A 24,723-nucleotide genomic window follows, 5' to 3' on the forward strand; every position below is an offset into this window, starting at 1 on the left:
GCGAGTCTGAGAGTCGTGTCTCGGGTGTGCCCCGGTCAACCCTGCGGGCGACCGACGGGTGGCGATGAGCGGCTACGCTGTGCGACTGTCCATCCCGGCCGGCCACCGGGCCGGCCCGCGTACGGGCCGCCGCCGGTCAGCCGCGCTGCCGCCCGACCGCACCCCGGGTGTCCCGCCGGAAGCCGCGCAGCAGGCGCTTCGGCGCGTGTCGCAGCCCGGCCACCGCCACCTTGTACTTCCAGTCCGGGACACTCACGAACTTACCTTTATGCAGGTCACGGAGCCCTTCGGCGACCACATCGTCGGCCCGCAGCCAGGCCCAGGCGGGCAGGCGCGACATGTCGATGCCCGCTCGTTCGTGATTACCGGTCCGGGTGTAGCCGGGGCAGAGCGCCATCACGCGTACACCGAGCGGCGCGACGGACTGGCCGATCGATTCACTGAAATTCGTCACCCACGCCTTGCTGGCCGAGTACGTGGATCCCGGCATGGGGACGCCGAAGCCCGCAACGGAAGAGACATTTATCACTGCCCCGTGGCCTCGGTCGATCATCGGGTCGAGGGCGGCGTGGGTCAGACGCAGCACCGCGAGCACGTTGAGCCGGACCAGCCGCGCCTCGTCCGCCACCGGCGAGCGGACGAACGACGTGTTCAGGCTGATGCCGGCGTTGTTGACGAGCAACTCGATCGGCGTACCGGCGATCAGCCGCTGTTCGACCGCCGCACAGCCGTCCTCGGTGGACAGGTCGGCGGCTATCGTCTCCGCGTCGCCGCCGTGCCGGCCGGTCAGCTCGGCAGCCAGCGCGTCGAGCCGGGCGGCGTCCCGGGCCACCAGGACGAGATCCCAGCCGTCGGCGGCGAGCCGGCGGGCGAACGCCTCGCCGATGCCCAGGCTGGCACCGGTGACCAGGGCGCGGCGCCGGGAGTGGTCGGTGTCACCGGTCATCGGCGGTCCTCCGGCGGCGGCGGGAACCCACCCGGCGGCGGCACGGGTGGGACGGACGGGGGCGGGTTCAGGCCGGGTGGCGGTCCCCAGGGCGTCGGCCCGGCGGCGGTCGCGCCGGACACGGTCGAGCCGTAGCCGGACAGCCGCAGCGGCGCGGATCGGCGGCGCAGGAACGCGCCGGACGACGGCAGCGTGAGCAGCACGGCGACCACCAGGTAGCCGAGGATCTGCGCCACCGACAGCGTCGCGTTCACCGGGATCCACCACGACGGGTAGGCGTCGCCGACGAGCCCCAGCAGGTCGGCGGTGATCCGGTCGTCCGCGCCGAGCCGCAGCGGGGCGGCCCGCTGGCCGACCAGCACCGCCAGCCCGCAGCAACCGCAGAGCAGGCCCGTCCCGGCGACCACCCAGGTCGCCGTGCGGGCACCGGACCGGCCGGCGAGCAGACCGAGCGCGAGCCCGACGAGCAGCAGCGCGGCGAGCACGCCGAGCACGGCGGCCAGCACTGTGGAGCCGCGCAGCAGACCGGCCACCTGGTCGATGTCGCCGCCGGTCGCGCCGGTCCGCTCGGCCGCCGCATCCCGGAACCGGTCCACCGTGCCGCCGCCGACGGCCAGGTTGACCACCGCGTACGCCACGGCGCCGACCGCCATCACCGACAGCATCGCCGCCGCGGCGAGGACCGTGGCCGGCCGGCGGGGTGCGGCCCGATCGGGGTACGACACGACTGATCCCTCCGGTAGGCGTCGGCTTGCAACCTACTCGGAGGGATCGTCGGCGTCGCTGCAATCCGGACGTCAACTTCCGGATGGCGGCTCCGGATCGCGGCGCTCACCCGGCTGATCGCCGGGCGCGGACGGCGGCTGACCACCCGGCGCGGACGGCGGAGTGCCGGGCGTCGGCGGATACGACGGGTACGCCGGATATCCCGGCTGGCCCGGGTGCGACGGGTACGCCGGGTAGGCGCCACCGGGCACCGGCGGCTCCCAGCCGGCCTTGGGCTTGCGGAAGAACTCGTTCGACTTCGGCAGCGCCAGCAGGATCAGCGCGGCCAGCAGGGCGAGCAGCGCGACCAGACCCAGCAGCAGGCTGACCGGGGTGTACCAGGACGGCAGCGCGTCCTCCATCCGGCGCTGGATCTCATCGGAGCTGGGCACGTCACCGGTGGTGCCGCCGCCCGTCATGCCGCCGGCGAGACCACTCACCAGCCCACCGCCGGTGCAGCAGAACAGGATGCCGCCCAGCACCCAGGTGGTGATCCGGGCGCCGTTCTTGCCCCGGTTGTTCAGCAGCGCGAGAACGACGAGCCCGGCCGCGATCAACAGCGACACGACCGCCATGACGAGGCTGAACGCGTACGCGATGTCGGCGGCCCCCTCGGCCGAGGTGCCCGCGTACGCCTCGGTGAGAACGTCGCGGATCGTGCCGACGACTGTCAGCGCCACGATCAGGTTCAGCACCTGGATCACGGCGACGAGGATGAGCAGCCAACTGGAGAGCGTCACCGTGCCGGGACGCGTGCGGGGCGGGGTGCCCGAAGCATCGACCATGATTCTCCCTTCCTGGATCAGATGCTCACCGTAGCGATCTTCCACCAGCTCAGCACGCCGGAACGGCTCACCTCCCGGCGGCGCGCCGCAACCGGCGGTGCTCGGCGGTCACCACGCCGAGCAGCACGAGATCGAGCGCGACGGCGGAGACCGCGCCGAACTGGTTCACCGTGAAGGTGAAGACCTGCTAGTAGCCGCGCCACTCCTCGCGGGCGTAGTCCAGCACCCTCGGCCGCAGCAGCGTGGAGGCCGGCACGTCCAGCCGGGCCCGGTCGGCGGGGAACGTGCCGGCGGCGGCCAGCACCTGCGGGGTGAGGAAACGCAGCGGCGGCGGATCGGCCGGCAGCGCCAGCTCCGGCGCGACGTCACCGGGCGCGGCGAGCACGAACCCCCAGTCGCCGAAGCTCGGCACGTCGACGTGGTACGGCACGGTGGCGAAGCCCGCCTCGCGGACCGACCGCTCGATCGACCAGTACGACCGGGGCGCGAAGTAGGGCGACCCGGACTGCACGACGAGCCGCCCGCCGGGGGCCAGCACCGGCCGGACCAGCGTGTAGAACTCGATCGTGTAGAGCTTCGCGGTGGCCGTCTCGTCCGGGTCCGGCAGATCGGCGACCACCACGTCGAAGCGGTCCGCGGCCGTACGCAGCCAGGCGAACGCGTCCAGGTTGAGCACCCGTACCCGGGGGTCGGTGAGCGACTCCCGGTTCAGCTCGCGCAGCTGCGGCTCACGGCGGGCCAGCTCGACCACGGCCGGGTCGAGGTCGACGAGCGTCACCGAGCGCACGTCCGGGTACTTGAGGATCTCCCGCGCGGCCAGCCCGTCCCCCGCGCCGAGCACCAGCACGTCGCCGTGTGCCCCGCGCATCGCCGGGTGCACGAGCGCCTCGTGGTAGCGGTACTCGTCGATCGAGCTGAACTGGAGGTCGCCGTTGAGGAACAGCCGCAGATCGGCGGCGGAGTGGCCGGGCTCGCGCACCGAACGGGTCAGCACGATCTCCTGGTAGCGGCTGCGCTCGGCGTGCACCACCGGGTCGCGGTAGAGCTGCTGACGCGTGGTCACCTCGAAGTCGTGGGCGGTCACCCACGCGTACCCGAGGAGCAGGCCGACCACGACGGTGGCCGCGCCCAGCGCGGCCACCGCCCGGCGGCTCAGGTCGGCGCGGAACACGGTGAAGACGAGGACGACACCTGCGACCGCGTTCACCGCGCCCACCACGAGCGCGCCCTTGAGCTGGCCGAAGACCGGGATCAGCAGGAACGGGAAGGCCAGCCCGCCGAGCAACGCGCCCACGTAGTCGGCGGCGAACAGGTCGGCCACCGCGCTGCCCGCGGACTGCTCCCGGATGCGTTGCAGCATCACCATGAGCAGCGGAATCTCCGCGCCGATCAGCAGGCCGAGCACGAACGCGGTGCCGACGAGCGCCGGGCCGTACAGGTCGAGCCAGGCGAACGCGGCGTAGAGGCCGAGCACGGACAGGCCGCCGAGCAGAGCCAGCGTCAGCTCGATCACCGCGAACGAGACCACCGCCCGGGACTGCAACGGCTTCGCCACCAGCGCGCCGACGCCCATCGCGAAGACCATCACGCCGAGCACGATCGACGCCTGACCGACCGTGTCGCCGATCAGGTAGCTGCCGAGCGCGACCAGCGCCAGCTCGTACACCAGGCCGCAGGCCGCACAGACGAAGACCGCGAGCAGGACCGCCGCGCGGGCCAGGCGCCACCGCGGCCGTGCGGCCACGTCGACGGTCACCGTCTGCTCCGGGTACGTCCGGCGGCTCCCGCCCCGGCGCGCTGCGCGGGCACCCGTCCCCGGTGCCTGCGGCGCTGGCGCACGCCCACGGCGAGGAACAGCGCGGCGAGCAGGAACAGGCCGACCGAGCTGAGGACGTAGACCCAGCGGTCCCGCCAGAAGTCGTTGCCGGCGTCCGGCAGCGGGGCGGCCTCGGCCGACGGCCCGGCGGTGGGCGTCGCGGCCGGCTCGGCGAGCCCGCGCTCGGCGGCGAGCAGCGGCAGGATCGTGGCGGCCCGGGTGACGGCCCAGCCCGGGTCGTCGACGAACGCCTCCTCGTCCAGCCCGAAGCGGCCCAGGCGGGTCTCGATCGCGGCGAGGTCGGTGAACTCGATGTCGTCCGAGCCCTTGATCCGGATCGTGGCGGAGTCCTCCGACTCGCTGCTGGACGGGGTGTACCTGACCGTCGCGGACACCGCGATCCAGCGCGTGCAGCCGGGCGCGTCGATGACGCTGGTGCCGTCGCCGAGGTTGGAGCCCACGCTCACCTCGTCGTACACGTCGAGCAGTTCCCAGCCGTAGCAGATGCCCTGGCTGTCGGCGGCGGTCCGGAGGATCGGCACGGTGCCGGACCGCTCGTCGGCCACCGGGGCGGGGACGGAGGTGTCCGAGTCTCCGCTGTTCACCCCGATGACGACGGCGACGACCAGGATCCCGGCGGTCAGCGTCCAGGCCCACACCTGCTGGCGCTTCTTCTGCTGGGCGGTGGCCTTTCCCGCCATCAGATGATCGCGGCCGCGATGATCGCACCGGTGGCGAGATGCACGGTGGCGGAGACCCACACCGCCGGGTGCGGCTCCGGGTCGACGAGCAGCTCGCCGAGCTTGCCCGGAGTGGCCACGTCGAGCAGCACGAAGGCCGCCGCCATGATCACCAGACCGGTGATGCCGTACGCGCCCGCCCCGATCAGCCCCAGTGTGAAGTCGTCGGCGCTGGCCACGATCGCGGCGACCACGATCGTGCCGACCCCGAGCAGGTTGGACGAGAGCAGCAGCGCCGCGTTGCGGTTGCGCTCGGTCCAGATCAGCTCGTGGAGTTTGCCCGGGGTGGCCACATCGACAAGGACGTAGCCGATCGCCATCAGGACGACGCCGACCGCGCCGTACGCGAGGGTGACCAGCAGGTCGGTGACGAGATTCTGCACAGGTGACTCCAGAGTGAGGGGACGGGAGGGGCTACTTTCCGGAACCGGGGCCGCCGCCCCGGACCGTGCTGCCTCGGCCCCAGCCCCAGCTGTTGCCGACGACGCTGTGGTACCGGGGGTAGGCGGTGGTCATCTTCTCCAGCAGGATCACCGAGCCGACGGCGAGCGGGAGGATCACCACCGAGTCGTCGTCGTAGCGCAGGTACACGCCGCTGCCGTCGACGTACTGGTCGGCCGGCTTCCAGGCGTCGGTGATCTGCTTGGACACCTCACTCGGCGCCTTGTTCGAGGTGTACGCGACCGCGTTCGAGCCGATGTCCCGCGTGGAGGCGCGGGAGAAGGTGTCCTCCACGTAGCCCCGGGGCGAGAAGTTGCCGTAGAAGATCGTGAAGGCGGCGATGAGAGCGCCGATGAGAGCGACCGCCACGCCCACCACGAACCACCGTCGGTACGTCACAGCTCCTCCACCACGGTCTCGGTCAGGACCAGCTCGTTCGTCTGCGGGTAGGCGTGCCAGGTGCGCCAGGCGAGCGCGCCGTCCGGTGGACCGGGCCGGACGGAGAGCGCGGTGACCGCGTCCTCGTCGCCGGGGAAGACCCCGATCAGCGCGTACGGGTCGTCTGCCAGTTCGGCGCGCAGCGCCGCGACCCGGGTGCGCAGGCCGTCGCCGTCGGGCCGGAGCACAGTCGCGAGGAACCGGTAGCCGGCTCTCTCGTCGTGCAGCGTGCCCGGCAGGTGCGGCGGGCGGCCGGGCAGGCAGGCGACCGTCTCGGTGAGCCTGCCGAGCACCACCTGGTGGGAGGCGCCGAGCAGGCGCAGCCGCAGGCGCGGCAGTCCGGGCAGGTCGATGTCGCGTACGGCCAGTGCCGGCAGCTCCGGGCCGCCCAGGGCCAGGCTCAGGTCGGCGGCGCTGGTGTCGACGTAGGGCGCGTGCAGGGAGACGAGCACCTCAGCGCACCGTCTCCGGGCCGCCCTGCGGGTAGATCATCACCTCGGCGCGGCGTAGCTCCTCGCCGACGTTGACCTCCCAGCCGGCCTCCCCGTACGCCTCGAACGACAGCCGTGCGCCGCCGGGCGCCTGGTAGTCGTGGTAGCGCATGGTGCCGTTCGGGTCGAGGCCGGTGCCCTCGGTGGCGGTGTAGCGGGCCTGGCCCGACTCGTCCCAGTTGTAGCGGCGGCCGGCCATCTCCAGCGTCGGGGCGCCCGGCGTCACGGTGGCCCCCGGCTCGCTGGTCCAGAGCACCATCTCCAGGTCCGGGTCGGTCTCGACGGAGAGCCAGCGCTTCACCCCGCCCGCGTCGTCGAGCAGGTGCTCCGCCCAGCTCCATCCGCCCTCGACCAGGTGCACCGAGCCGCGCACGGTGTACGGCACCGTGCGGATCTCGACGATGTCACCGGGCTTGAGCGCGCGCGGGTCGCCGCGCAGCGAGTCGGTGTCCCGGTCCCGGAACGGGTCACCCGGTGCCGCCTTCGTCTTGGAACTGGACGCCGTCCGCGACTTCCGCACCGCGATGACGGCGATCACCACACCCGCCACCCCGACCAGACAGCCCAGCGTGGTCACCACGTACGCCAACGAACCGTTCACGACCGCCTCCCCCAACGTGCTCGGCGGGAACGGTAACAACCGCACGCACCCCTGATGAAGACCTGTTCGCTGAGTGTGCGCTCAGCTACTTTGGGCACTGGCGAGCCGGTCGGCGGCGTATTCGCCCAGCGTGGTGCGCCCCATCAGGCAACCGGAGAATGTGGTGAACTCGCCGTCGTCGCCGCGCAGCCGGGCCCAGGCGTCCCGCCCGGCCGCCGGGTCGACGGCCTCCAGCAACGTCGCCGCGTACGCCCGGCCGGCCGGTGAACCCCTGCGGAGCAACCTGTCGATCCGCTTGCGGGCCGCCTCCGGGTGCTCCCGCAACCCCTGTTCCAACGTCCGGTACGCCTCGGTCGCGGGCAGGATCTGCCCCGCCAGCCCCACCCCGCCGAAGGCGAGGGTGTCCGCGCCGTCGAGTTTCCGCGCCGCCTCGTCGAGTTCCCGTTCCCAGCTCCCGCTCATGCCCCACTATGTGCCCACCCCACCACCCCCGCACTCCCCGTAAGGAAGGGCCCCCTATTAACGCCTCCGGTAGAGGAAGGGCCCCTTGTTAACAACCCGCGAGGCGCACGCACCGGCGGCACGCGGCCAGCGGTGGGGACGGCGAAGGCCCGACCAGGACGGCCGGGCCTTCACACGGGTGGCGGGTCAGGCGGCGGTGACCGCCAGGGACTCCTTGGAGTCGGACAGGTCGACGCGGACCGTGTCGCCGTCGCGGATCACCCCGGCCAGCAGCGCCTTGGCGAGCTGGTCGCCGATCGCCGACTGCACCAGCCGGCGCAGCGGGCGGGCACCGTAGATCGGGTCGTACCCGTGCTCGGCGATCCAGGTGCGTGCGGCGTCGCTGACGTCCAGTGCCAACCGGCGGTCCGCAAGACGGGTTCGCATCCGGTCGAGCTGGATGTCCACGATCGACCGCAGGTCCTCGCCCTGGAGCGCGGCGAACACCACGATGTCGTCGAGTCGGTTGAGGAACTCCGGCTTGAAGTGCGACCGGACCACCGCGAGCACACCCTCCCGGCGCTCGTTCTCGGTGAGCGTCAGGTCGCTGATCACCGACGAACCCAGGTTCGAGGTGAGGATCAGGATCGCGTTGCGGAAGTCGACGGTACGGCCCTGCCCGTCGGTGAGCCGACCGTCGTCGAGCACCTGGAGCAGCACGTCGAAGACGTCCGGGTGGGCCTTCTCGATCTCGTCGAAGAGGACCACCGAGAACGGCCGGCGCCGCACCTTCTCGGTCAGCTGCCCGCCCTCGTCGTAGCCGACGTAGCCCGGAGGGGCACCGACGAGCCGGGACACCGTGTACCGGTCGTGGAACTCCGACATGTCGAGCTGGATGAGGGCGTCCTCGCTGCCGAACAGGAACTCGGCGAGCGCCTTGGCCAGCTCGGTCTTGCCGACGCCGGTCGGGCCGAGGAACAGGAAGCTGCCGGTCGGGCGGTCCGGATCGGCGATGCCGGCGCGGGCGCGCCGGACCGCGTCGGAGACCGAGGTGACCGCCTCGGACTGGCCGACCACCCGGGAACCCAGCGTCTCCTCCATCCGGAGCAGCTTGGCGGTCTCGCCTTCGAGCAGCCGCCCGGCGGGAATGCCGGTCCAGGAGGCGACCACGGCGGCGATGTCGTCCGCGCCGACCTCCTCCTTGAGCATCGCGCCGTCGGCCTGGAGCCGGGCCAGTTCCTCCTCGGCCTGCTTCAGCTCGGTCCGCAGCGCGGGGATCCGGCCGTACCGCAGCTCGGCGGCTCGTTCCAGCTCGCCGTCGCGCTCGGCCCGCTCGGCCTCGCCGCCGAGGCGCTCCAGCTCCTCCTTGGCGGTGGAGAGCTTGGTGATGTGGCTCTTCTCGGTCTGCCAGCGTTCGGAGAGCGCGGTGAGCTGCTCACGCTTGTCGGCCAGCTCCTTGCGCAGCCGTTCCAGACGCTCGGCGGACGCGGCGTCCGGCTCCTTGGCGAGCGCCATCTCCTCGATCTCCAGCCGGCGTACCGCCCGCTCGATCTCGTCCACCTCGACCGGCCGCGAGTCGATCTCCATGCGCAGCCGGGACGCGGACTCGTCGACCAGGTCGATGGCCTTGTCCGGCAGGAACCGGTCGGTGATGTACCGGTCGGAGAGCGCCGCGGCGGCCACCAGTGCGGCGTCGGTGATCCGTACGCCGTGGTGCACCTCGTAGCGCTCCTTGAGGCCGCGCAGGATGCCGATGGTGTCCTCGATCGTCGGCTCGCCGACCAGCACCGGCTGGAAGCGGCGCTCCAGGGCTGGGTCCTTCTCGATGTGCTCGCGGTACTCGTCGAGCGTGGTCGCGCCGACCATTCGCAGCTCGCCGCGCGCCAGCATCGGCTTGAGCATGTTGCCGGCGTCCATCGAGCCCTCGCCCTTGCCCGCGCCGACCACCGTGTGCAGCTCGTCGAGGAACGTGATGACCTGGCCGTCGGAGTTCTTGATCTCCTCCAGCACGGACTTCAGCCGCTCCTCGAACTGGCCGCGGTAGGACGCGCCGGCCACCATCGCGCCGAGGTCGAGCGAGACCAGCTTCTTGTCCCGCAGCGACTCCGGCACGTCGCCGGCCACGATCCGCTGGGCCAGGCCCTCCACGATCGCGGTCTTGCCGACGCCCGGCTCGCCGATCAGCACCGGGTTGTTCTTCGTACGCCGGGACAGCACCTGGATCACCCGGCGGATCTCCGAGTCCCGGCCGATCACCGGGTCGATCTTGCCGTCGCGGGCGCTGGCGGTGAGGTCGACGCCGTACTTGGTGAGGGCCTGGTAGGTCTGCTCCGGGTCGGCCGTGGTGACCCGGCGGTCCCCGCCCCGGACGGTCGGGAACGCGGCGACCAGGTTCTCCTCGGTGGCGCCGGAGTTCTTCAGCGCGACCGAGACCGCGCCGCCGACCCGGGCCAGCCCGGCCAGCAGGTGCTCGGTCGAGGTGTACTCGTCGCCCAGCGGCCGCGCGATCTGCTCGGCGGCGCCGATGGCGTTGACGAATTCGCGGGCCAGCGTCGGCTCGGCGATGCTCGACCCACGGGCGGCGGGCAGGGCGTCGACCGAGCGCTGGGCGACGCGGCGCAGCTCGGCGGGGTCGGCCCCGACGGCGCGAAGCAGGCCCGCGGCGGTCGAGCCCTCGGTGTCCAGCAGTGACAGCAGCAGGTGCCAGGGCTCCACGGTGGCGTGACCGCGCTGGTTCGCCAGCGCGACGGCACCGGTGATGGCTTCGCGGCTCTTGGTGGTGAGACGTTCCGTGTTCATGGGCTCCCCCGGATCGGCGTGTCCACTGGACATGACACAACCAGGGTTGAGCCTATTCCGCTCAACTCCACCCCTGTGACCTGAGTCACAGGGGCCCATTCGTACCAAGATCTCAGCGCCGTGGAAGGCGCGCGAGGCAAGGGGTCTCGTGGTCGGCGCGCAGCACGCAACGCCGACCGCCGTCCAGCTTGCGGTCGCAGAACACCCAATGGCGTACGGCCTGGTCGTCCTCGGCCGAGACGGTGATCCCGCCCAGCTCCACCACCGCGAGGAACGCCAACGACCGCCCGGCCGTGCGACCGAGCATCTTCGCCCGGGCCAGGTCGGCCGCCCGCACCGGCAGATGGATCACGTACCGCACGGTCACGACCGACCGGCCAGGTCGCGCATCGACGGCGCCTGACGCGACTGCCACTCGCGCAACGCGTGCTTGATCCGGGCCGTCTCGTCCCGGCTTCGAGCGATTTCGGCGTACGCGGCGGCGAGGTCCCCGGCGACGCGATCGAGGAACGCGGCGACCTCGGCCGGGTCCAACCCTCGACGGCGCGTCGCGAAACGGCGGCCCCGCACCTGCCAGGGCCGGAGCGGGAGGTACGAGGTGGCGCGGTAGGCGCCGCCCGGCGCGGAGTTGGGCGGTTCCGCGTTCCGCTGCTTCGGACGCATTCGCAGGAGATTGCGCACGACACTGTCCCTTCTTCCGAGCCAAAGGAGACGGGTGAGGCGACACGACTGGCCGCGCATACGACCAGTCGCGCCGTCCACGGCTGCCAACCGGGAGGCCGGTTGCCTACCAGGCGATCCGCCGAAGGCATCCGCACGGAGAACATACAATGCAAAGCATTGTATGACAAGGAGTGAGCATGCTTAGCACGCCAAGTGTTGGCTGACCGGTCTGACTCGTGGGAAGATCTTGGGGCCTACCAGGAGTTGCCGCCATGCCCCGAGTTTCGGACCGTCAGAGAATCGCGCAGGACATCAGAGACAAGATCGCATCGGGCGAGTACGGCCCTGGCGACAAACTCCCCTCCCTGCGTGAGCTGATCGCGCTCTACCAGGTGTCCGCGGAGCCGGTCCGCTCGGCGTTGTTGATCCTCCAAGCCGAAGGTCTGGTCGAGGGACATCAGGGCAAGGGCACCTATGTCACCACTCGCGACGACGCCCCCTGATCTCGCACCATCGCGCGATCGATCCGCCCCGAACGCGGCGGGTGCGTGCCCGGAGTAGCCTCACCGGCGTGCGAGTACGTGTCGAACAGACCGCCCTGCCCGGGATCGGCGTACGTCATGATCTGATGACGGAGTCCGGCCGCCGGCTCGGCGTGGTCTCCCACCGCAACGGCCGTCGCGACCTGGTTCTCTACGACCCGGACGATCCCGACTCCTGCCAGGCCGACATCCCCCTGACCGACGACGAGGCGGAGGCGCTCGCCGACATCCTCGGCGCGTCGCTGATGCTCAGCCAGCTTTCCGGCCTGCGTGAGCAGGCCGCCGGGCTGCTGACCGAGCAGATCGCCATCCCGGCCGGCACGAAGTACGTGAACAGGCGGCTGGGCGACACCGGGGCACGCACCCGCACCGGGGCCTCCATCGTGGCCGTGCTGCGGCGGGGCGAGGTGAATGTCTCACCCGGTCCCAGCTTCCGCTTCGCCGCCGGTGACGTGGTGGTCGTGGTCGGCACCCGCCAGGGACTCGACGGGGTGAGCGCCATCCTGGCCGAGACCGATCCGGACGGCTGAGGCGCATGCACGAAACCACGACTCTGCTCGTCGAGGTCGGAGCACTGCTGCTCCTGCTGGGGCTGCTCGGCCGACTCAGCCGGCGGTTCGGCATCTCACCCATCCCGCTCTACCTGCTCGCCGGCCTCGCCTTCGGGCACGGCGGCCTGCTGCCGCTCAACGCCAGCGAGGAGTTCTTCGCCGTCGGTGCCGAGATCGGCGTGATCCTGCTGCTGGTCATGCTCGGCCTCGAATACAGCGCGAACGAGTTGGTGGGCAACCTCCGTTCGGCCGCGCCGGCCGGCCTGATCGATGCCGTGTTCAACGCGCTGCCCGGCTTCGCCTTCGCGCTGCTGCTGGGTTGGGGCTGGGTGGCGGCCGTGGTGCTCGCGGGTGTCACCTGGGTGTCGTCGTCCGGTGTGATCGCCAAGGTGCTCAACGATCTGGGCCGGGTCGGTAACCGGGAGACCCCGGTGATCCTCTCCGTCCTGGTGATCGAGGACCTGGCGATGGCCCTCTACCTGCCGCTGGTCACCGCACTGCTCGCCGGCGCCGGCCTGCTCAAGGGCGGGATCTCGCTGGCCGCCGCGGTGCTCACCGTGGTCGTCGTGCTGGCGGTGGCGATCCGGTACGGGCACCTGATCTCGACGGCGCTCTCCGCCAAGGACCCGGAGGCGCTCCTGCTCGGGGTGCTCGGCCTGACCCTGCTGATCGCCGGAATCGCGGCCAAGCTCCAGGTCTCCGCCGCGGTCGGCGCGTTCCTGGTCGGCATCGCGCTGTCCGGGCCGGTGGCGCACCACGCCACCGAACTGCTCTCCCCGCTGCGGGATCTCTTCGCCGCGGTCTTCTTCGTGTTCTTCGGGCTGGTGACCAATCCGATGGACATGCCGCCGGTGCTGCTGCCCGCGCTCCTGCTCGCCGTGTTCTCCATGACGACGAAGGTGGCCACCGGCTACCTGGCCGCCCGTCGGGCCGGGATCGCCGAGCCTGGTCGCTGGCGGGCCGGCCTGGCGCTGACCCCGCGCGGCGAGTTCTCCATCGTCATCGCCGGACTGGCCGTGGCAGCCACCTATCCGGTGAACCCGAAGCTGGCGGCGCTCGCCACGGCGTACGTGTTGATCACGGTGGTGACCGGGCCGCTGCTCGCCCGCCTGCCCGACACCCCGTGGTTCAAGCAGTGGCTGCGCACCCGCGCCGCCGCCGCCCGTGCGGTCTCGCCGTTGCCCGCGCCGACCGCCGACTGACCGGGCGCCGGGCCGGATCCGCCGCAGGGCAGATCCGGCCCGGCGTTGTCAAATTGATCCCGGGAAGGTCTACCACTGCTCCGTCCAACCGCGTTAACGTTTCGGCCCAGCAGCCAGGGTCCGCGGGTGGCCTGCGCCCCCGCCAGCGCAAGCGGAAGGTCGGCCGGTGAGCGTGCAGGAAGAGACGTTCCACGGCTTCGCCAACCCCGTCGACCCCTCGCCCGCCGAGCTTCGGGCGTGGGCCTATCAGCCGGATTCCGTGCCGCTGACCTCGATGCCGCCGGACTGGGATCTGCTGGTCGCCGGTGACCACCTGGTGCAGACGTTGTTCGACCTGGCCATGGATCAGGGTTGCCCGGCGCGGCGGTTCACGCTGCACTGCCTCTACATCTATGCCGCCGACGGCATCCGGACGAACTTCCGCGCCCATCCCAAGCGCCGGTTCCGCAAACTGGTCGAACAGGCCGAGAAGTCCGGCGACGAACTGATGCGCAACTGGGCGCACAACAGCCGGGTACTGCTCGCCCGGCCGGATCTGTTCGTCTACCGGGACTGGTGCGAGGGCGGCCTGGTCCGGGAGAACCGCCGCCTCTGACGCCTCGACCGCCTCGCCACCCCGGATGGCGAACGGGCCGGGATCCCCCGTGGATCCCGGCCCGCACGTCGGCGGATCGTCAGGTCGACCCGCCCTGCTTCCGGCGCCGTTCGTCGTCCCGTGCCCGGTCCACACCGTGGTCCGTCTGGTCGGCGAAGCGCCCTTCCTTGACCTTGTCGCTGAAGCGTCCCTCGGTGACCCGGTCGAACCGCTCGCGCACGTTCTCGGCCACTTTCTCCAGCCGTTCCTCCGCGCGCTCAGCCACCTTCTTCGCCGGTTCCGTCATGACTCCCCCCGCCAGCCCGGAATCCGCTTTGGGGGCTTTTGCCCCTGCACAAGAGCCTAGTTGACAGCGCTCTGCCGTACGCCGCTTTCCCCTGACCCGGCCCGCGAACCGGCGAAGGCCGGCGCGGCCCCGGGGGAGCGGGGCGCGCCGGCCTTCAGGCACCAGGTCAGCGGTCGGGCGTACGGCGTGGACGCCAGACGACGAGCGCGGTGGACGTGCGGTTGGTGGGCACGAGGTCGCCGCGGGGGAAGCCGCCGAGCGACTCCAGCTCGGCGATCCGCCGGTACGCGGCATCCAGCTCCGCCTCCAGCCGGGCGACGCGCTGCTGCGCCTCTTCGAGCAGCCGCTCCAACCCGATGATCCGCTTCACCCCGGCCAGGTTGATCCCGTCGTCCTGGCTGAGCCGCTGCACCTCGCGGAGCAGCACCACGTCCCGGACGCTGTAGCGGCGACCTCCGCCGGACGCCCGGCCGGCCTGCACCAGGCCCAGCCGGTCGTACTGGCGCAGCGTCTGCGGGTGCATCCCCGCCATCCGCGCGGCCACCGAGATCATCAAAACCTTGGCCTCGTTAGCCGGGTCACCCGAGCTGACGTACTCCTCCGACATGCCCGCTCACCTCCGCTGCCGCCGTCAACTGAATCGACGTACCCGCGCGTCGAGATGTTCCCGCGCGGCGGGCGGAGTCTGCGCCGCGAAGGTCTCCAGCGCCGCCCGCGCCTCGTCCGAGACCTTCGCCGGGACCACCACGTCGAGCGTGACCAGCAGGTCACCGGCGCGGCCGTCCTTGCGTACGACGCCCTTGCCGCGGGCGCGCAGCACCCGCCCACTGGGCGTACCCGGTGGCACCCGCAGGGTCACCGTCCCGTCCAGGGTCGGTACACGCAGGTCCGTGCCGAGAACCGCCTCGGCGTACGTGACCGGGACGCTCAGGGTCAGGTCGTCCCCGGTGCGCCCGAACAGCTCGTCCGGGCGGACCTTCACCTGCACGAACAGGTCGCCCGCCGGGCCGCCCCGCTCGCCGGGCTCACCCCGGCCGGCCAGGCGGATCCGCTGCCCGTCGGCCACCCCGGCCGGGAAGCGGACGTGCAGGGTGCGGGTCTTGGTGACCCCGCCGGTGCCGTGGCACTCCGGGCACTTCTCCTCGACGACCGTGCCGACGCCCTGACAGTTGCGGCACGGCTCGGAGAAGCTGAACGACCCCTGGTTACGGGTGGTCACCCCGGCGCCGTGGCAGACCGGGCAGGCCACCGGCTGGGTGCCGGGCTTCGCGCCGTTGCCGTGGCAGGTGTCGCAGACCCCGGGCGCGCGCAGCGTCAGCGGCAGCGTGACGCCGTGAACCGCGTCGGTGAAGTCGAGCGCCACCTCGGTCTCGACGTCCCGGCCGCGGGCCGGGCCGCGCGGACGCGCCGGACCGCCGCCGCCACCGCCGCCGGAGAAGATCGAGCTGAACAGGTCGGTGAAACCGCCGCCGCCGCTGAACCGGCTGTCGCCGCCGCCGGCACCGCCGCCGAACAGGTCGGAGACGTCGAACGGCATGCCGCCCGGCTGGCCCGCGCCGCGGGCGTTGCGCCGGAAGGCGCCGGAGCCGAACAGCGAGCGCATCTCGTCGTACTCGCGGCGCTTCTTCTCGTCACCGAGCACCGCGTACGCCTCGGAGACGGTCTTGAACCGCTCCTCGGCGCCGGTGTCGCCGGGGTTGTGGTCCGGGTGCGACTCCCGGGCCAACCTGCGGTACGCCTTCTTGATCTCGTCCGAGGAGGCGGACTTGTCCACGCCCAACGCGGCGTAGTAGTCCTTCTCGATCCAGTCCTTGGAACTCACCGGTCCACCCCCTTCCACGGGTCGAACCCCGGTCGTCCCGCCCGCCCGGTGCGGGCGGGCGGGACGTCACGGGTCGGCACTACTCCGGGTCCGCGACCGCGACCATGGCGGGCCGCAGCAGCCGCTCGCCGAGCTGGTAACCGCGGCGCATGACCTGGACGCAGGTCGGTTCCGTCACGTCGGCGGAGGTCTGGTGCGCCACCGCCTCGTGCCGGGTCGGGTCGAACGGGTCGCCCGTCTCGCCGAACGCGGTCAGGCCGAACTTGGCGAGCGCACCGGTGAGCTGCTCGGCCACGCTGCCGAACGGACCCACCAGGTCGCCGTGCTCGCGGGCCCGGTCCAGGTCGTCGAGGATCGGCAGCAGCGCGGTGAGCACCGCCCCGGTGGCCTGCTCCTGCACCAGGTTGCGGTCCCGGTCGACGCGCTTGCGGTAGTTGGCGTACTCCGCGGTCACCCGCTGGAGGTCGCGGGTGCGCTCCTCCAGGTCGGTGCGGAGCGACTCCGTCTCGGCGCCGGCCGGCGCGTCCGTACCGTTCGGCTCGGCGGGCGAGTCGACCACGGCCGGACCGCTGACCTCGGCCTCGCCGCCGATCTCGTCGACCACGACCTCGGCCTCCTCGACCAGCCCTTCGGCGGGCGCGTCGGCGGCCGCGTCGGCCGCCGAGGCGTCGCTCGCCGGCTGCTCGGTCACCTTGCCGAGCTTGCGCTTGTCGCGGATGACGACCCGGGGTTCGTCGCCGGTGTCCTTGCCGGCGCCCGGCGCCGACCCGGTGGCACCCGGGTCGGCCGCTCGTGGCTTGTCCGTCATGCGGTTACCTCATCCCTCTGCCGTGCGAGTCGTGTCCGGGACCGGATGTCACTTCTTCTTGTCCTCGTCCACGATCTCCGCGTCGACCACGTCGTCGTCGCCACCGGCCTTCGGGCCACCGGCCGCACCCGCACCGGCACCCGGCCCGGCCGCACCCGGTGCGGTCTGCTCGCCCTCCTGCTGCTGGGCGTAGAGCAGCGAGCCCGCCTGCTGGGAGACCTGCGCCAGCTTCTCGTGCGCGGACTTGATCTTCTCGATGTCCTGCCCGCCGAGTGCGCTGCGCAGCTCGCCGAGCGCCTCGTTGAGCTGGTCGCGGTTCTCGCCGGGCAGCTTGTCGCCGCTCTCGGCGAGGAACTTCTCGGTCTGCCACTGGAGCGCCTCGGCCACGTTGCGGGTCTCGGCCTCCTCACGGCGGCGCTTGTCCTCGTCGGCGTGCTCCTCGGCGTCCCGGCGCATCCGCTCGATGTCGTCCTTCGGCAGCGAGGAGCCGCCGGTGATCGTCATCTTCTGCTCCTTGCCGGTGCCCAGGTCCTTGGCGTGCACGTTCACGATGCCGTTGGCGTCGATGTCGAACGTGACCTCGATCTGCGGCACGCCGCGCGGGGCCGGCGGGAGACCGGTCAGCTCGAAGGTGCCGAGCTTCTTGTTGTAGGCGGCGATGTCCCGCTCGCCCTGGAACACCTGGATCAGCACCGACGGCTGGTTGTCGTCGGCGGTGGTGAACACCTCGGAGCGCTTGGTCGGGATGGTGGTGTTGCGCTCGATGAGCTTGGTGAAGATGCCGCCCTTGGTCTCGATGCCCAGGCTCAGCGGGGTCACGTCGAGCAGCAGGACGTCCTTGACCTCGCCCTTGAGCACACCGGCCTGGAGCGCGGCGCCGACGGCGACGACCTCGTCCGGGTTGACGCCCTTGTTCGGGTCGCGGCCGGTGAGCTGCTTGACCAGGTCGGTCACGGCCGGCATCCGGGTCGAGCCGCCGACCAGGATGACGTGGTCGACGTCGGAGATCTTGATGCCGGCGTCCTTGACGGCCTGCTCGAACGGGCCCTTGCAGCGGTCCAGCAGGTCCTGCGTCATGCGCTGGAACTCGGCCCGGCTGAGCGTCACGTCCAGGTGCAGCGGACCGGCCGAGCCGGCGGTGATGTAGGGCAGGTTGATGTTGCTGGTGGTGGCGGCGGACAGCTCGATCTTGGCCTTCTCGGCCGCCTCCTTGAGCCGCTGCATCGCCATCTTGTCCTGCGAGAGGTCGATGCCGTGCTCGCCGCGGAACGTCTTCACCAGGTGGTCGATGATGCGCTGGTCCCAGTCGTCACCACCGAGCTGGTTGTCACCGCTGGTGGACTTGACCTCCACCACGCCCTCGGCCAGCTCAAGCAGCGACACGTCGAAGGTGCCGCCACCGAGGTCGAAGACCAGGACGGTCTGCTCCTTGGAGCCCTTGTCCAGGCCGTACGCCAGGGCCGCCGCGGTCGGCTCGTTCACGATCCGCAGCACGTTGAAGCCGGCGATCTCACCGGCCTCCTTGGTGGCCTGGCGCTGCCCGTCGTTGAAGTAGGCCGGGACGGTGATCACCGCGTCGGTGATCTGCTCGCCCAGGTACGCCTCGGCGTCCCGCTTGAGCTTCATCAGCGTGCGCGCCGAGATCTCCTGCGGGGTGTACTTCTTGCCGTCGATGTCGACGGTCCAGTTGGTGCCGACCTCACGCTTGACCGACCGGATGGTCCGGTCGGGGTTGGTCACCGCCTGGCGCTTGGCGACCTCACCGACGAGCACCTCGCCGTTGCGGGCGAACGCGACGATCGAGGGAGTCGTACGCGAGCCCTCGGCGTTGGCGATGACGGTGGGCTCACCGCCCTCGAGAACGCTGACGCAGGAGTTCGTCGTGCCGAGGTCGATGCCGACCGCACGTGCCATGTTCGCTTCCTCGCTTCGTAACGGGTGAGCAGGTCAGACGGCCTGCCCGGCGGGCCGCCCGGAAGCGACCGCACCACAAGTTGAGTGAACTTGACTCAATAGTGCCACGCGATCGCCAATCCGCAAGTCGGGGTTGAGCCGACCCGGCGCAACCCGACCGTTACTGCCGTCCGGTTGTCTTACCTTGCGTCGGTCGGGCACGCTTTAGCGGTGACGACGCATGGCGATTCCGCCACCCGTGCCGGCGCGCCCGCCGTCGCAGCCCGCACCGGAGCCACCACGGGCGACGACCAGCCTGCTCACGCCGCCGACGGCCTGCCCGCCGCGCTCACCGCCCTGCGCGCGGCGATCGAAGCGGCCCGCTTCCCGCTCGCCCTGCCCTCGACCGAGCCGGCCCGGCACGCCGCCACGAGCCTCACCGACCAGCTCGACGACTACCTGCTGCCCCGGCTGGCCCGGCTCGACGCCCCGCTCCTGGTGGTCGTCGGCGGCTCCACCGGCGCCGGCAAGTCGACGCTCGTCAACAGCCTGGTCCAGGCGCGGGTCAGCGCGGCGGGCGTGCTCCGCCCCACCACCCGATCCCCGGTGCTGGTGTGCAGCCCGGCCGACGCGGCCTGGTTCCGGCAGGGCGAGCTGCTGCCCGGCCTGACCCGGACCACCGAGCCCAGCGAGCAGCCGGGCACCCTGCACCTGGTCACCGCGCCGGCACTGCCGCCCGGCCTGGCCTTCCTCGACGCGCCCGACATCGACTCGGTGGTCGACGCGAACCGGGCGCTCGCCGGTCAGCTGCTCGCCGCCGCCGACCTCTGGCTGTTCGTCACCACCGCCGCCCGCTACGCCGACGCCGTCCCCTGGGAGCTGCTGCGCAGCGCCCGCGCCCGCGGCACCGCCGTGGCGATGGTGCTGGACCGGGTACCCCCGGAAGCGGCCGACGAGGTCGCCGCCCACCTGTCCGAGATGCTCGCCGAGCAGGAGCTGGGCGCCTCGCCGCTGTTCGTGCTGCCGGAGACCTGGGTGGACGGGCAGGGGCTGCTGCCGGACCGGATCACCGCGCCGCTGAGCGACTGGTTCGCCCGGCTCGCCGCCGACGCCGAGGCCCGCGCCGCCGTGGTCCGGCAGACGCTCGACGGCGCGCTGGCCGCGCTGCACCCGGTCGTGGAGGAGCTGGCCGAGGCCGCCGACGAGCAGGTCACCGCCGCCGACGCGCTGGACGAGCGGGTCCAGGCCGCGTACCGGAGCGCGGAGCGCAGCGTCGACCAGGGGCTCCGCGACGGCCGGCTGCTGCGCGGCGAGGTGCTGGCCCGCTGGCAGGAGTTCATCGGCACCGGCGACTTCTTCCGCGGGCTGGAGGCCCGCATCGGGCGGCTGCGCGACCGGGTGGTCGCGGCGGTCACCGGGCGGCCCGCCCCCGCCGCGGAACTGCGTACCGCGATCGAGTCCCAGCTCGTCACGCTGCTGCGCGGGGTGGCCGCCGAGGCGGCGGAGAACGCGTACACCGGCTGGAAGGCGCACCCGGCGGGCGCGGCGCTGCTGGAGCCGGACCTGGCCCATCCCTCGGCCGACCTGCCGCAGCGGGCCGAGCAGCTGGTCCGCGACTGGCAGCGCGGCGTGCTGGAGCTGGTCCGGGTCGAGGGCGGCGACAGGCGGTTCGTGGCCCGCACGGCCGCGTACGCGGTGAACGCCACCGGCCTCGCCGTCATGATCGGCGTGTTCGCCTCCACCGCGTTCATCCCGACCGGGCTGGAGGTAGCCGCGGGCACCGGCACGGCGGTGGCCGGGCAGACCGTGCTCCAGGCGATCTTCGGCGACCAGGCGGTCCGCAACCTGGCCCGCAAGGCCCGCGCCGACCTGCTCGACCGGGTCGGCAAGCTGCTGGCCGAGGAGGCCGCCCGCTTCCTGAGCCGCACCGAGGCCGAGCGCCCGGCCGCCAACTCCGGTGCGGCGCTGCGCTGGGCCGCCGTCGAGGTCGAGCGGGCCCGGCACCGCAGCGGCCTGTTCCCGCCGGCCACCGAGCAGGAAATTCGCCCGTGAACGCGAGGACGGCACCGTGAGCAACATCGTGGGACGGATGCGCGAGGCGATACGGGGTGAGCAGCGGGTCGACCCGGACGCCCTGATCGAACGGCTCACCGCGATCCAGCGGTTCCTGGGCGCGGTGGACGGCCACGTGCCGGACGCCCAGCTCGTCGCCGCGCACACAGTGGTCGAGCGCGCCGGTGACCGGCTGGCCCTCTCCGGCCGGCACACGGTGGTCGCGCTCGCCGGTGCGACCGGCAGCGGCAAGTCGAGCCTGTTCAACTCGCTGGCGCGGCTCGACCTCTCCCCGGTGGGCGTACGCCGGCCCACCACGGGTGTCGCGCACGCCTGCGTGTGGGGCCCGCTGGACGGTGCGGTCCGGCTGCTCGACTGGGTCGGGGTGCTGCCCCGGCACCGGTTCGTCCGGGAGAGCCCGCTCGACGGCGACGACGAGTCGAACCTGCACGGCCTGGTCCTGCTCGACCTGCCGGACTTCGACTCGGTGCAGCACGGGCACCGGCTGGAGGTCGACCGCCTGCTCGGCCTGGTCGACCTGGTGGTCTGGGTGGTCGACCCGCAGAAGTACGCCGACCGCGTGATCCACACCAGCTACCTGCGTGAGTTCCACAGGCACAAGGACGTCACAGTCGTGGTGCTCAACCAGGCCGACCGGCTGCACCCGACCGAGTTGCCGAAGGTCCTCGACGACCTGCGCCGGCTGCTCGACGCCGACGGGCTGGGCGGGGTGCCGCTGCTGCCGACCGTCGCGGTGGACCCGAACGGGCTGGACGGGCTGCGGGCCGAACTGGAGCGTACGGTCGCCGAACGGCAGGCCGCCCTGCGCCGGCTCTCCGGCGACGTGGACGCCGTGGTGGCCGATCTCGAACCGCTCGTGGGGCCGGAGCCGCCGCGCACCCGGCCCGGTGACGCCTCGGCGCAGGAGCTGACCCGGGCCCTGGCCGGGGCGGCCGGGGTGCCGACCGTGGCGCAGGCGGTCGAGGGCGCGTACCGGCACCGGGCGGTCGGCAACACCGGCTGGCCGCTGCTGCGGAGCTGGCGGAAGCTGCGGCCGGATCCGCTGCGCCGGTTGCACCTGCCCGGACAGGATCCGGACGCACCGGCGGAGAGCCTGGTCGCGGCCACCTCCGTACCCGATCCGACAGCCGCACAGCGCTCGGCGCTGACGCTGGCGATCCGCGCGGTGGCCGACCGGTCCGGCGCCGGTCTGCCGGCGCCGTGGCCGACGGCGGTGACCGCCGCGGCGCGGGCCCGGCAGGCCGACCTGCCGGGTGCGCTCGACCACGCGGTCGCCGCGACCGACCTCGGCATGGACCGGCGGCCTGCCTGGTGGCGGGTGGTCGGCGTGCTCCAGTGGGTGGTCACCCTGGCCGCGCTGGCCGGCCTGGCGTGGCTGCTCCTCGGGTACGCGCTGCGCCTGCTCGGCCTGCCGGAGCTGGAGCACCCGACGCTCGGCGTGGTGCCCTGGCCCACCGTCCTGCTGCTCGGTGGCCTGCTGGCCGGGCTGGTCGTCGCGGCGGTCACCCGGCCGGTGGTGGGGTGGGCCGCCCGGCGGGCCCGGCGGCGGGCCGAGGAGCGCCTGCTCACCTCGGTGGGCAGCATCGGGGAGAAGTACGTGCTGGACCCGGTCTGGGCGGTGCTGGCGCGCTACGGCACGGCCCGGGACGCGCTACGTGAGGCGGAACGGCGCTGAACCCGGCGTGCTGACCGGTGTGGCGGCGGCCGGTGCGGCGTAGGGTCGATGCATGGCCACGCCACAGACCCCCTACGACGCGGTGCTGCACGCCGCGCGCGACGTGACGAGGCTCGACTCGGCCCTGGACGCGGAGATGCTCGGCGCCGCGTTGCTGGGCAGCGTCTACGCCGTCGCGGAGCACGACCGGGAGCAGTCCGTCCGCGAGTTCGTCTCCGGCTTCCTCGCCGCCACGTCCCGGCGCCGCAGCGCCTCCGCGACCACACTGCGGGCCGTCTTCGCCGCCCTGGTGCCCGACGCCGAGGGCGCCGCCCGGGTCCGGCCCGGCGCGCACGCCCCGTCGTGGGCCGGCCAGCTCGGCCGGGTACGCGTCACCGGCGCCTGGGCCTACGGCGACGTGTACGGCGACCAGACCTCCTACCTCGCCACGTTCGCGTACGACGACGAGGATGAGGGCGGCCCGGAGCACGCGCTGGTGGCCCTCGTCGACCACAACATCGGCATCACCAAGGACGTCTTCGTCGGCGGCCCGGCCGGACGGATCGTCGAGCAGGCCCGGGAGATCTGCACCGAGGACGAGTTCACCTGGTTCCGCGCCGAGGACCCGGCCCGGATGCACGCCGAGGTGAGCCGTCACCTGGCGGTCACCGACGACCTCACCGAGCTGCCCGCACAGGGCTCGCTGGCCACCGACCGGGCGCTCGTGGGCGCGCGGCTGGCCGTACTCCCGGGGCCGACCCCGCCGGCCGATCCGGCGGTCGTGCCGCCGCTCACCGACGAGGAGCGCACCCGCATGGTCCGTGCCTTCCTCGACTCGCCCGAGGCGGCCCGGTTCGGGCTGCCCGAGGTGGCCGACGGCGAGCTGGCCTCGCTGCACTTCTGCCTCGGCCTGCTGCTCGACCACGCGGCCGGCTTTCCCGACGCCGACCCGATGCGGTGGAGCCCGATGGTCGCCGAGCTGTTCCTGCTCGACTGGGTGCACCGCCGGGCTGTGCTGGACATGGACGACGCGGCGATGCTGCCCCGGGTGCTGCGCGCCTGGGCGGCGTACGCGGCCCGGCAGCGTGGGCTGTCGCAGGCGGCCGCCGCCCGGACGGACGAGGCGATCACGGAGATGGTGCCGGAGTTCGCCCGGCTCTACAGCACCGGCGAGCGGCGCAGCCCGGCCACCGCGGCGGTGGCCCAGCTCATGGCGGACGGGGTGGACCCGGACGACCCGGAGGCGCTCGACGCCTGGATCGAGGCGAACCGTCACCGCCTGACCGACGACCCGGCCTAGGCGACCGCGCCTCGCCTGATCGGCATCATGTGGATCATGAGGTGTGGGAGACCGCCGGGCCGGACGGGACAGACGTGGCGGACGGATCGGCGGGACCGGACGGATCGGCGGGACCGGACGGATCCGATGGGCTGGACGGATCCGATGGGCTGGACGGATCCGATGGGCTGGACGGGCCGGACGAGCCTCCCGAGGGCGTCGGCTCGGCGGTCGTGACCGACGGCTCGGGGCTCGGGCTCGGGCTCGGCTCGGGCGTCGGCGAGGGCGGGTCCGACGGGGAGGATGACGGCGAGGGCGACGGCGAGGGCGACGGCGACGGCGAGGGCATTGGCGACGGGCTCGGCGGACGGACCGGTGTGGGCCGGACCGGCGCGGACGGCGGCGGGGGCGCGGCGACCGGGCGGGACCGGTGCCGGGAGCCGAGGTCGCTGTCGTCGGGCAGGGCCGGTGCCGCCGGGAGCACCGGCCGCGCCGGGGGCACCGCTGTCACGTCGACGGCGGGCGTGGGCGTGGGCGTGGGCGTGGACGGCACCGGGGCCTGGGTGCCCCGGGGCATCGGGATGACCACCGGGCCGACCGAGGGGGTCGGCAGGAACGGCGTGCTGGTGTCGGGGAGGGCACTGCTGCCGACGGTGGCCGAGCCGGTGCTGATCGCGGCGAGGATCGGCATCGACGCGGTGCCGGCGAGCAGTGCCACGGTGAGCAGGTAGCCACGGCTGGGACCGCCGGTGCCGGGGGCGCGGTGCGCACCCACGACCCGGCGGTACGGGGAGGCGGGCAGCGCCCGGTGCCGGCCGAGGAAGGGCGTACCGGGCGGACCCTCTGGTTCGGACACCGGCACACTCCTCACGTACGGACGGGACGGGGAGAGCACGCGCGGATAATCGGACAAATGCCGCGCGAGGCTCATCGCCAGCTTGACCCAGTGACACTCAGTTCACCAGCCGCAACCGCGTGTCGACACACAATTTGTGCGTCAACCACTCCCGTCAACGCGGACAAAAGCGGTTATCCGTCATGAACCTGATGGAACCTCACCGGCGGGGGAGGCCATACTGTGGGCCCGCTCAC

26 protein-coding genes are annotated in these 24,723 nt (G+C 72.5%); 8 read left to right on the forward strand and 18 right to left on the reverse strand.

Annotation, left to right across the window (positions count from 1 at the left end; genetic code table 11):
* Nucleotides 1-136: 136 nt before the first annotated feature.
* The 13 genes from GA0070215_RS03010 to GA0070215_RS03070 all read right to left on the reverse strand — a co-directional run bounded on the left by GA0070215_RS03010 (nucleotide 137) and on the right by GA0070215_RS03070 (nucleotide 10,926).
* The gene (locus GA0070215_RS03010) at nucleotides 137-946 is read right to left on the reverse strand and encodes an SDR family NAD(P)-dependent oxidoreductase (protein ID WP_091041503.1); all 810 of its coding nucleotides are present in this window, start codon (nucleotides 944-946) and stop codon (nucleotides 137-139) included.
* Nucleotides 943-1,671 (reverse strand): hypothetical protein, encoded by a 729-nt coding sequence (locus tag GA0070215_RS03015; RefSeq protein WP_091041508.1) that lies wholly within the window; start codon nucleotides 1,669-1,671, stop codon nucleotides 943-945. Before GA0070215_RS03015 ends, GA0070215_RS03010 begins: the two co-directional genes overlap by 4 nt.
* A 72-nt stretch (nucleotides 1,672-1,743) precedes the next feature.
* Nucleotides 1,744-2,496, reverse strand: coding sequence for a hypothetical protein (locus tag GA0070215_RS03020; RefSeq protein ID WP_091041512.1), 753 nt, complete (start codon nucleotides 2,494-2,496; stop codon nucleotides 1,744-1,746).
* Between the two features lie 187 nt (nucleotides 2,497-2,683).
* Nucleotides 2,684-4,252, reverse strand: a complete 1,569-nt coding sequence (locus GA0070215_RS03025; protein ID WP_091041517.1) for a polyamine aminopropyltransferase — start codon at nucleotides 4,250-4,252, stop codon at nucleotides 2,684-2,686.
* On the reverse strand, nucleotides 4,249-5,013 hold the full coding sequence (locus tag GA0070215_RS03030) for a hypothetical protein (protein ID WP_091041521.1): 765 nt from the start codon (nucleotides 5,011-5,013) through the stop codon (nucleotides 4,249-4,251). Before GA0070215_RS03030 ends, GA0070215_RS03025 begins: the two co-directional genes overlap by 4 nt.
* A complete protein-coding gene (locus tag GA0070215_RS03035) occupies nucleotides 5,013-5,435 on the reverse strand; it encodes a DUF350 domain-containing protein (RefSeq protein WP_091041525.1) in 423 nt (140 codons plus the stop codon). Before GA0070215_RS03035 ends, GA0070215_RS03030 begins: the two co-directional genes overlap by 1 nt.
* A 31-nt stretch (nucleotides 5,436-5,466) precedes the next feature.
* Nucleotides 5,467-5,892: a DUF4247 domain-containing protein gene (locus tag GA0070215_RS03040; RefSeq protein ID WP_018785512.1), complete on the reverse strand. Its 426-nt coding sequence runs from the start codon at nucleotides 5,890-5,892 to the stop codon at nucleotides 5,467-5,469.
* Nucleotides 5,889-6,383, reverse strand: a complete 495-nt coding sequence (locus GA0070215_RS03045; protein ID WP_091041528.1) for a DUF2617 family protein — start codon at nucleotides 6,381-6,383, stop codon at nucleotides 5,889-5,891. The genes GA0070215_RS03040 and GA0070215_RS03045 overlap by 4 nt, the downstream gene beginning before the upstream one ends.
* A 1-nt stretch (nucleotide 6,384) precedes the next feature.
* On the reverse strand, nucleotides 6,385-7,023 hold the full coding sequence (locus GA0070215_RS03050) for a DUF4178 domain-containing protein (protein ID WP_018785514.1): 639 nt from the start codon (nucleotides 7,021-7,023) through the stop codon (nucleotides 6,385-6,387).
* An 81-nt stretch (nucleotides 7,024-7,104) separates the two neighbouring features.
* Nucleotides 7,105-7,485: a hypothetical protein gene (locus tag GA0070215_RS03055; protein WP_091041532.1), complete on the reverse strand. Its 381-nt coding sequence runs from the start codon at nucleotides 7,483-7,485 to the stop codon at nucleotides 7,105-7,107.
* 186 nt (nucleotides 7,486-7,671) lie between these two features.
* Nucleotides 7,672-10,263 (reverse strand): ATP-dependent chaperone ClpB, encoded by a 2,592-nt coding sequence (gene clpB / locus GA0070215_RS03060; protein ID WP_091041538.1) that lies wholly within the window; start codon nucleotides 10,261-10,263, stop codon nucleotides 7,672-7,674.
* 112 nt (nucleotides 10,264-10,375) lie between these two features.
* Nucleotides 10,376-10,630, reverse strand: coding sequence for a hypothetical protein (locus tag GA0070215_RS03065; protein ID WP_018785517.1), 255 nt, complete (start codon nucleotides 10,628-10,630; stop codon nucleotides 10,376-10,378).
* Nucleotides 10,627-10,926 carry a DivIVA domain-containing protein gene (locus GA0070215_RS03070; protein ID WP_208600275.1) on the reverse strand — a complete coding sequence of 100 codons (300 nt, stop codon included), beginning with the start codon at nucleotides 10,924-10,926 and terminating at the stop codon, nucleotides 10,627-10,629. The genes GA0070215_RS03065 and GA0070215_RS03070 overlap by 4 nt, the downstream gene beginning before the upstream one ends.
* A gap of 272 nt (nucleotides 10,927-11,198) precedes the next feature.
* On the opposite strand from GA0070215_RS03070, the gene GA0070215_RS03075 reads away from it, so the two are divergent.
* The 4 genes from GA0070215_RS03075 to GA0070215_RS03090 all read left to right on the forward strand — a co-directional run bounded on the left by GA0070215_RS03075 (nucleotide 11,199) and on the right by GA0070215_RS03090 (nucleotide 13,816).
* Nucleotides 11,199-11,429 (forward strand): winged helix-turn-helix domain-containing protein, encoded by a 231-nt coding sequence (locus GA0070215_RS03075; RefSeq protein ID WP_091041547.1) that lies wholly within the window; start codon nucleotides 11,199-11,201, stop codon nucleotides 11,427-11,429.
* A gap of 68 nt (nucleotides 11,430-11,497) precedes the next feature.
* Nucleotides 11,498-11,998, forward strand: a complete 501-nt coding sequence (locus GA0070215_RS03080; protein WP_026267902.1) for a cation:proton antiporter regulatory subunit — start codon at nucleotides 11,498-11,500, stop codon at nucleotides 11,996-11,998.
* A 5-nt stretch (nucleotides 11,999-12,003) separates the two neighbouring features.
* On the forward strand, nucleotides 12,004-13,221 hold the full coding sequence (locus tag GA0070215_RS03085; protein ID WP_091041550.1) for a cation:proton antiporter: 1,218 nt from the start codon (nucleotides 12,004-12,006) through the stop codon (nucleotides 13,219-13,221).
* A 166-nt stretch (nucleotides 13,222-13,387) separates the two neighbouring features.
* Nucleotides 13,388-13,816: a hypothetical protein gene (locus tag GA0070215_RS03090; protein WP_018785522.1), complete on the forward strand. Its 429-nt coding sequence runs from the start codon at nucleotides 13,388-13,390 to the stop codon at nucleotides 13,814-13,816.
* A 79-nt stretch (nucleotides 13,817-13,895) separates the two neighbouring features.
* Here GA0070215_RS03090 and GA0070215_RS03095 read toward each other — a convergent pair whose 3' ends face one another.
* From GA0070215_RS03095 to dnaK, 5 genes are all read right to left on the reverse strand, one after another.
* Nucleotides 13,896-14,102 (reverse strand): hypothetical protein, encoded by a 207-nt coding sequence (locus GA0070215_RS03095; RefSeq protein ID WP_018785523.1) that lies wholly within the window; start codon nucleotides 14,100-14,102, stop codon nucleotides 13,896-13,898.
* A 166-nt stretch (nucleotides 14,103-14,268) separates the two neighbouring features.
* A complete protein-coding gene (locus GA0070215_RS03100) occupies nucleotides 14,269-14,709 on the reverse strand; it encodes a heat shock protein transcriptional repressor HspR (protein WP_091041553.1) in 441 nt (146 codons plus the stop codon).
* Nucleotides 14,710-14,733: 24 nt separating this feature from the next.
* On the reverse strand, nucleotides 14,734-15,924 hold the full coding sequence (gene dnaJ / locus GA0070215_RS03105; RefSeq protein ID WP_018785525.1) for a molecular chaperone DnaJ: 1,191 nt from the start codon (nucleotides 15,922-15,924) through the stop codon (nucleotides 14,734-14,736).
* A gap of 79 nt (nucleotides 15,925-16,003) precedes the next feature.
* Nucleotides 16,004-16,732 carry a nucleotide exchange factor GrpE gene (gene grpE / locus GA0070215_RS03110; protein WP_091041556.1) on the reverse strand — a complete coding sequence of 243 codons (729 nt, stop codon included), beginning with the start codon at nucleotides 16,730-16,732 and terminating at the stop codon, nucleotides 16,004-16,006.
* Between the two features lie 48 nt (nucleotides 16,733-16,780).
* The gene (dnaK, locus tag GA0070215_RS03115) at nucleotides 16,781-18,646 is read right to left on the reverse strand and encodes a molecular chaperone DnaK (RefSeq protein WP_018785527.1); all 1,866 of its coding nucleotides are present in this window, start codon (nucleotides 18,644-18,646) and stop codon (nucleotides 16,781-16,783) included.
* A gap of 210 nt (nucleotides 18,647-18,856) precedes the next feature.
* Here dnaK and GA0070215_RS03120 point away from each other — a divergent pair, with 210 nt between their 5' ends.
* The 4 genes from GA0070215_RS03120 to GA0070215_RS03135 all read left to right on the forward strand — a co-directional run bounded on the left by GA0070215_RS03120 (nucleotide 18,857) and on the right by GA0070215_RS03135 (nucleotide 24,362).
* Nucleotides 18,857-20,677 carry a GTPase family protein gene (locus GA0070215_RS03120; protein WP_018785528.1) on the forward strand — a complete coding sequence of 607 codons (1,821 nt, stop codon included), beginning with the start codon at nucleotides 18,857-18,859 and terminating at the stop codon, nucleotides 20,675-20,677.
* Nucleotides 20,678-20,714: 37 nt separating this feature from the next.
* A complete protein-coding gene (locus GA0070215_RS03125) occupies nucleotides 20,715-22,373 on the forward strand; it encodes a GTPase (protein ID WP_051090467.1) in 1,659 nt (552 codons plus the stop codon).
* Between the two features lie 52 nt (nucleotides 22,374-22,425).
* Nucleotides 22,426-23,652: a hypothetical protein gene (locus GA0070215_RS03130; protein WP_091041559.1), complete on the forward strand. Its 1,227-nt coding sequence runs from the start codon at nucleotides 22,426-22,428 to the stop codon at nucleotides 23,650-23,652.
* Between the two features lie 212 nt (nucleotides 23,653-23,864).
* Nucleotides 23,865-24,362 carry a hypothetical protein gene (locus tag GA0070215_RS03135; protein WP_244166842.1) on the forward strand — a complete coding sequence of 166 codons (498 nt, stop codon included), beginning with the start codon at nucleotides 23,865-23,867 and terminating at the stop codon, nucleotides 24,360-24,362.
* The last annotated feature ends 361 nt before the right edge of the window (nucleotides 24,363-24,723 follow it).

The organism is Micromonospora marina (assembly GCF_900091565.1).
Taxonomy (GTDB): domain Bacteria; phylum Actinomycetota; class Actinomycetes; order Mycobacteriales; family Micromonosporaceae; genus Micromonospora; species Micromonospora marina.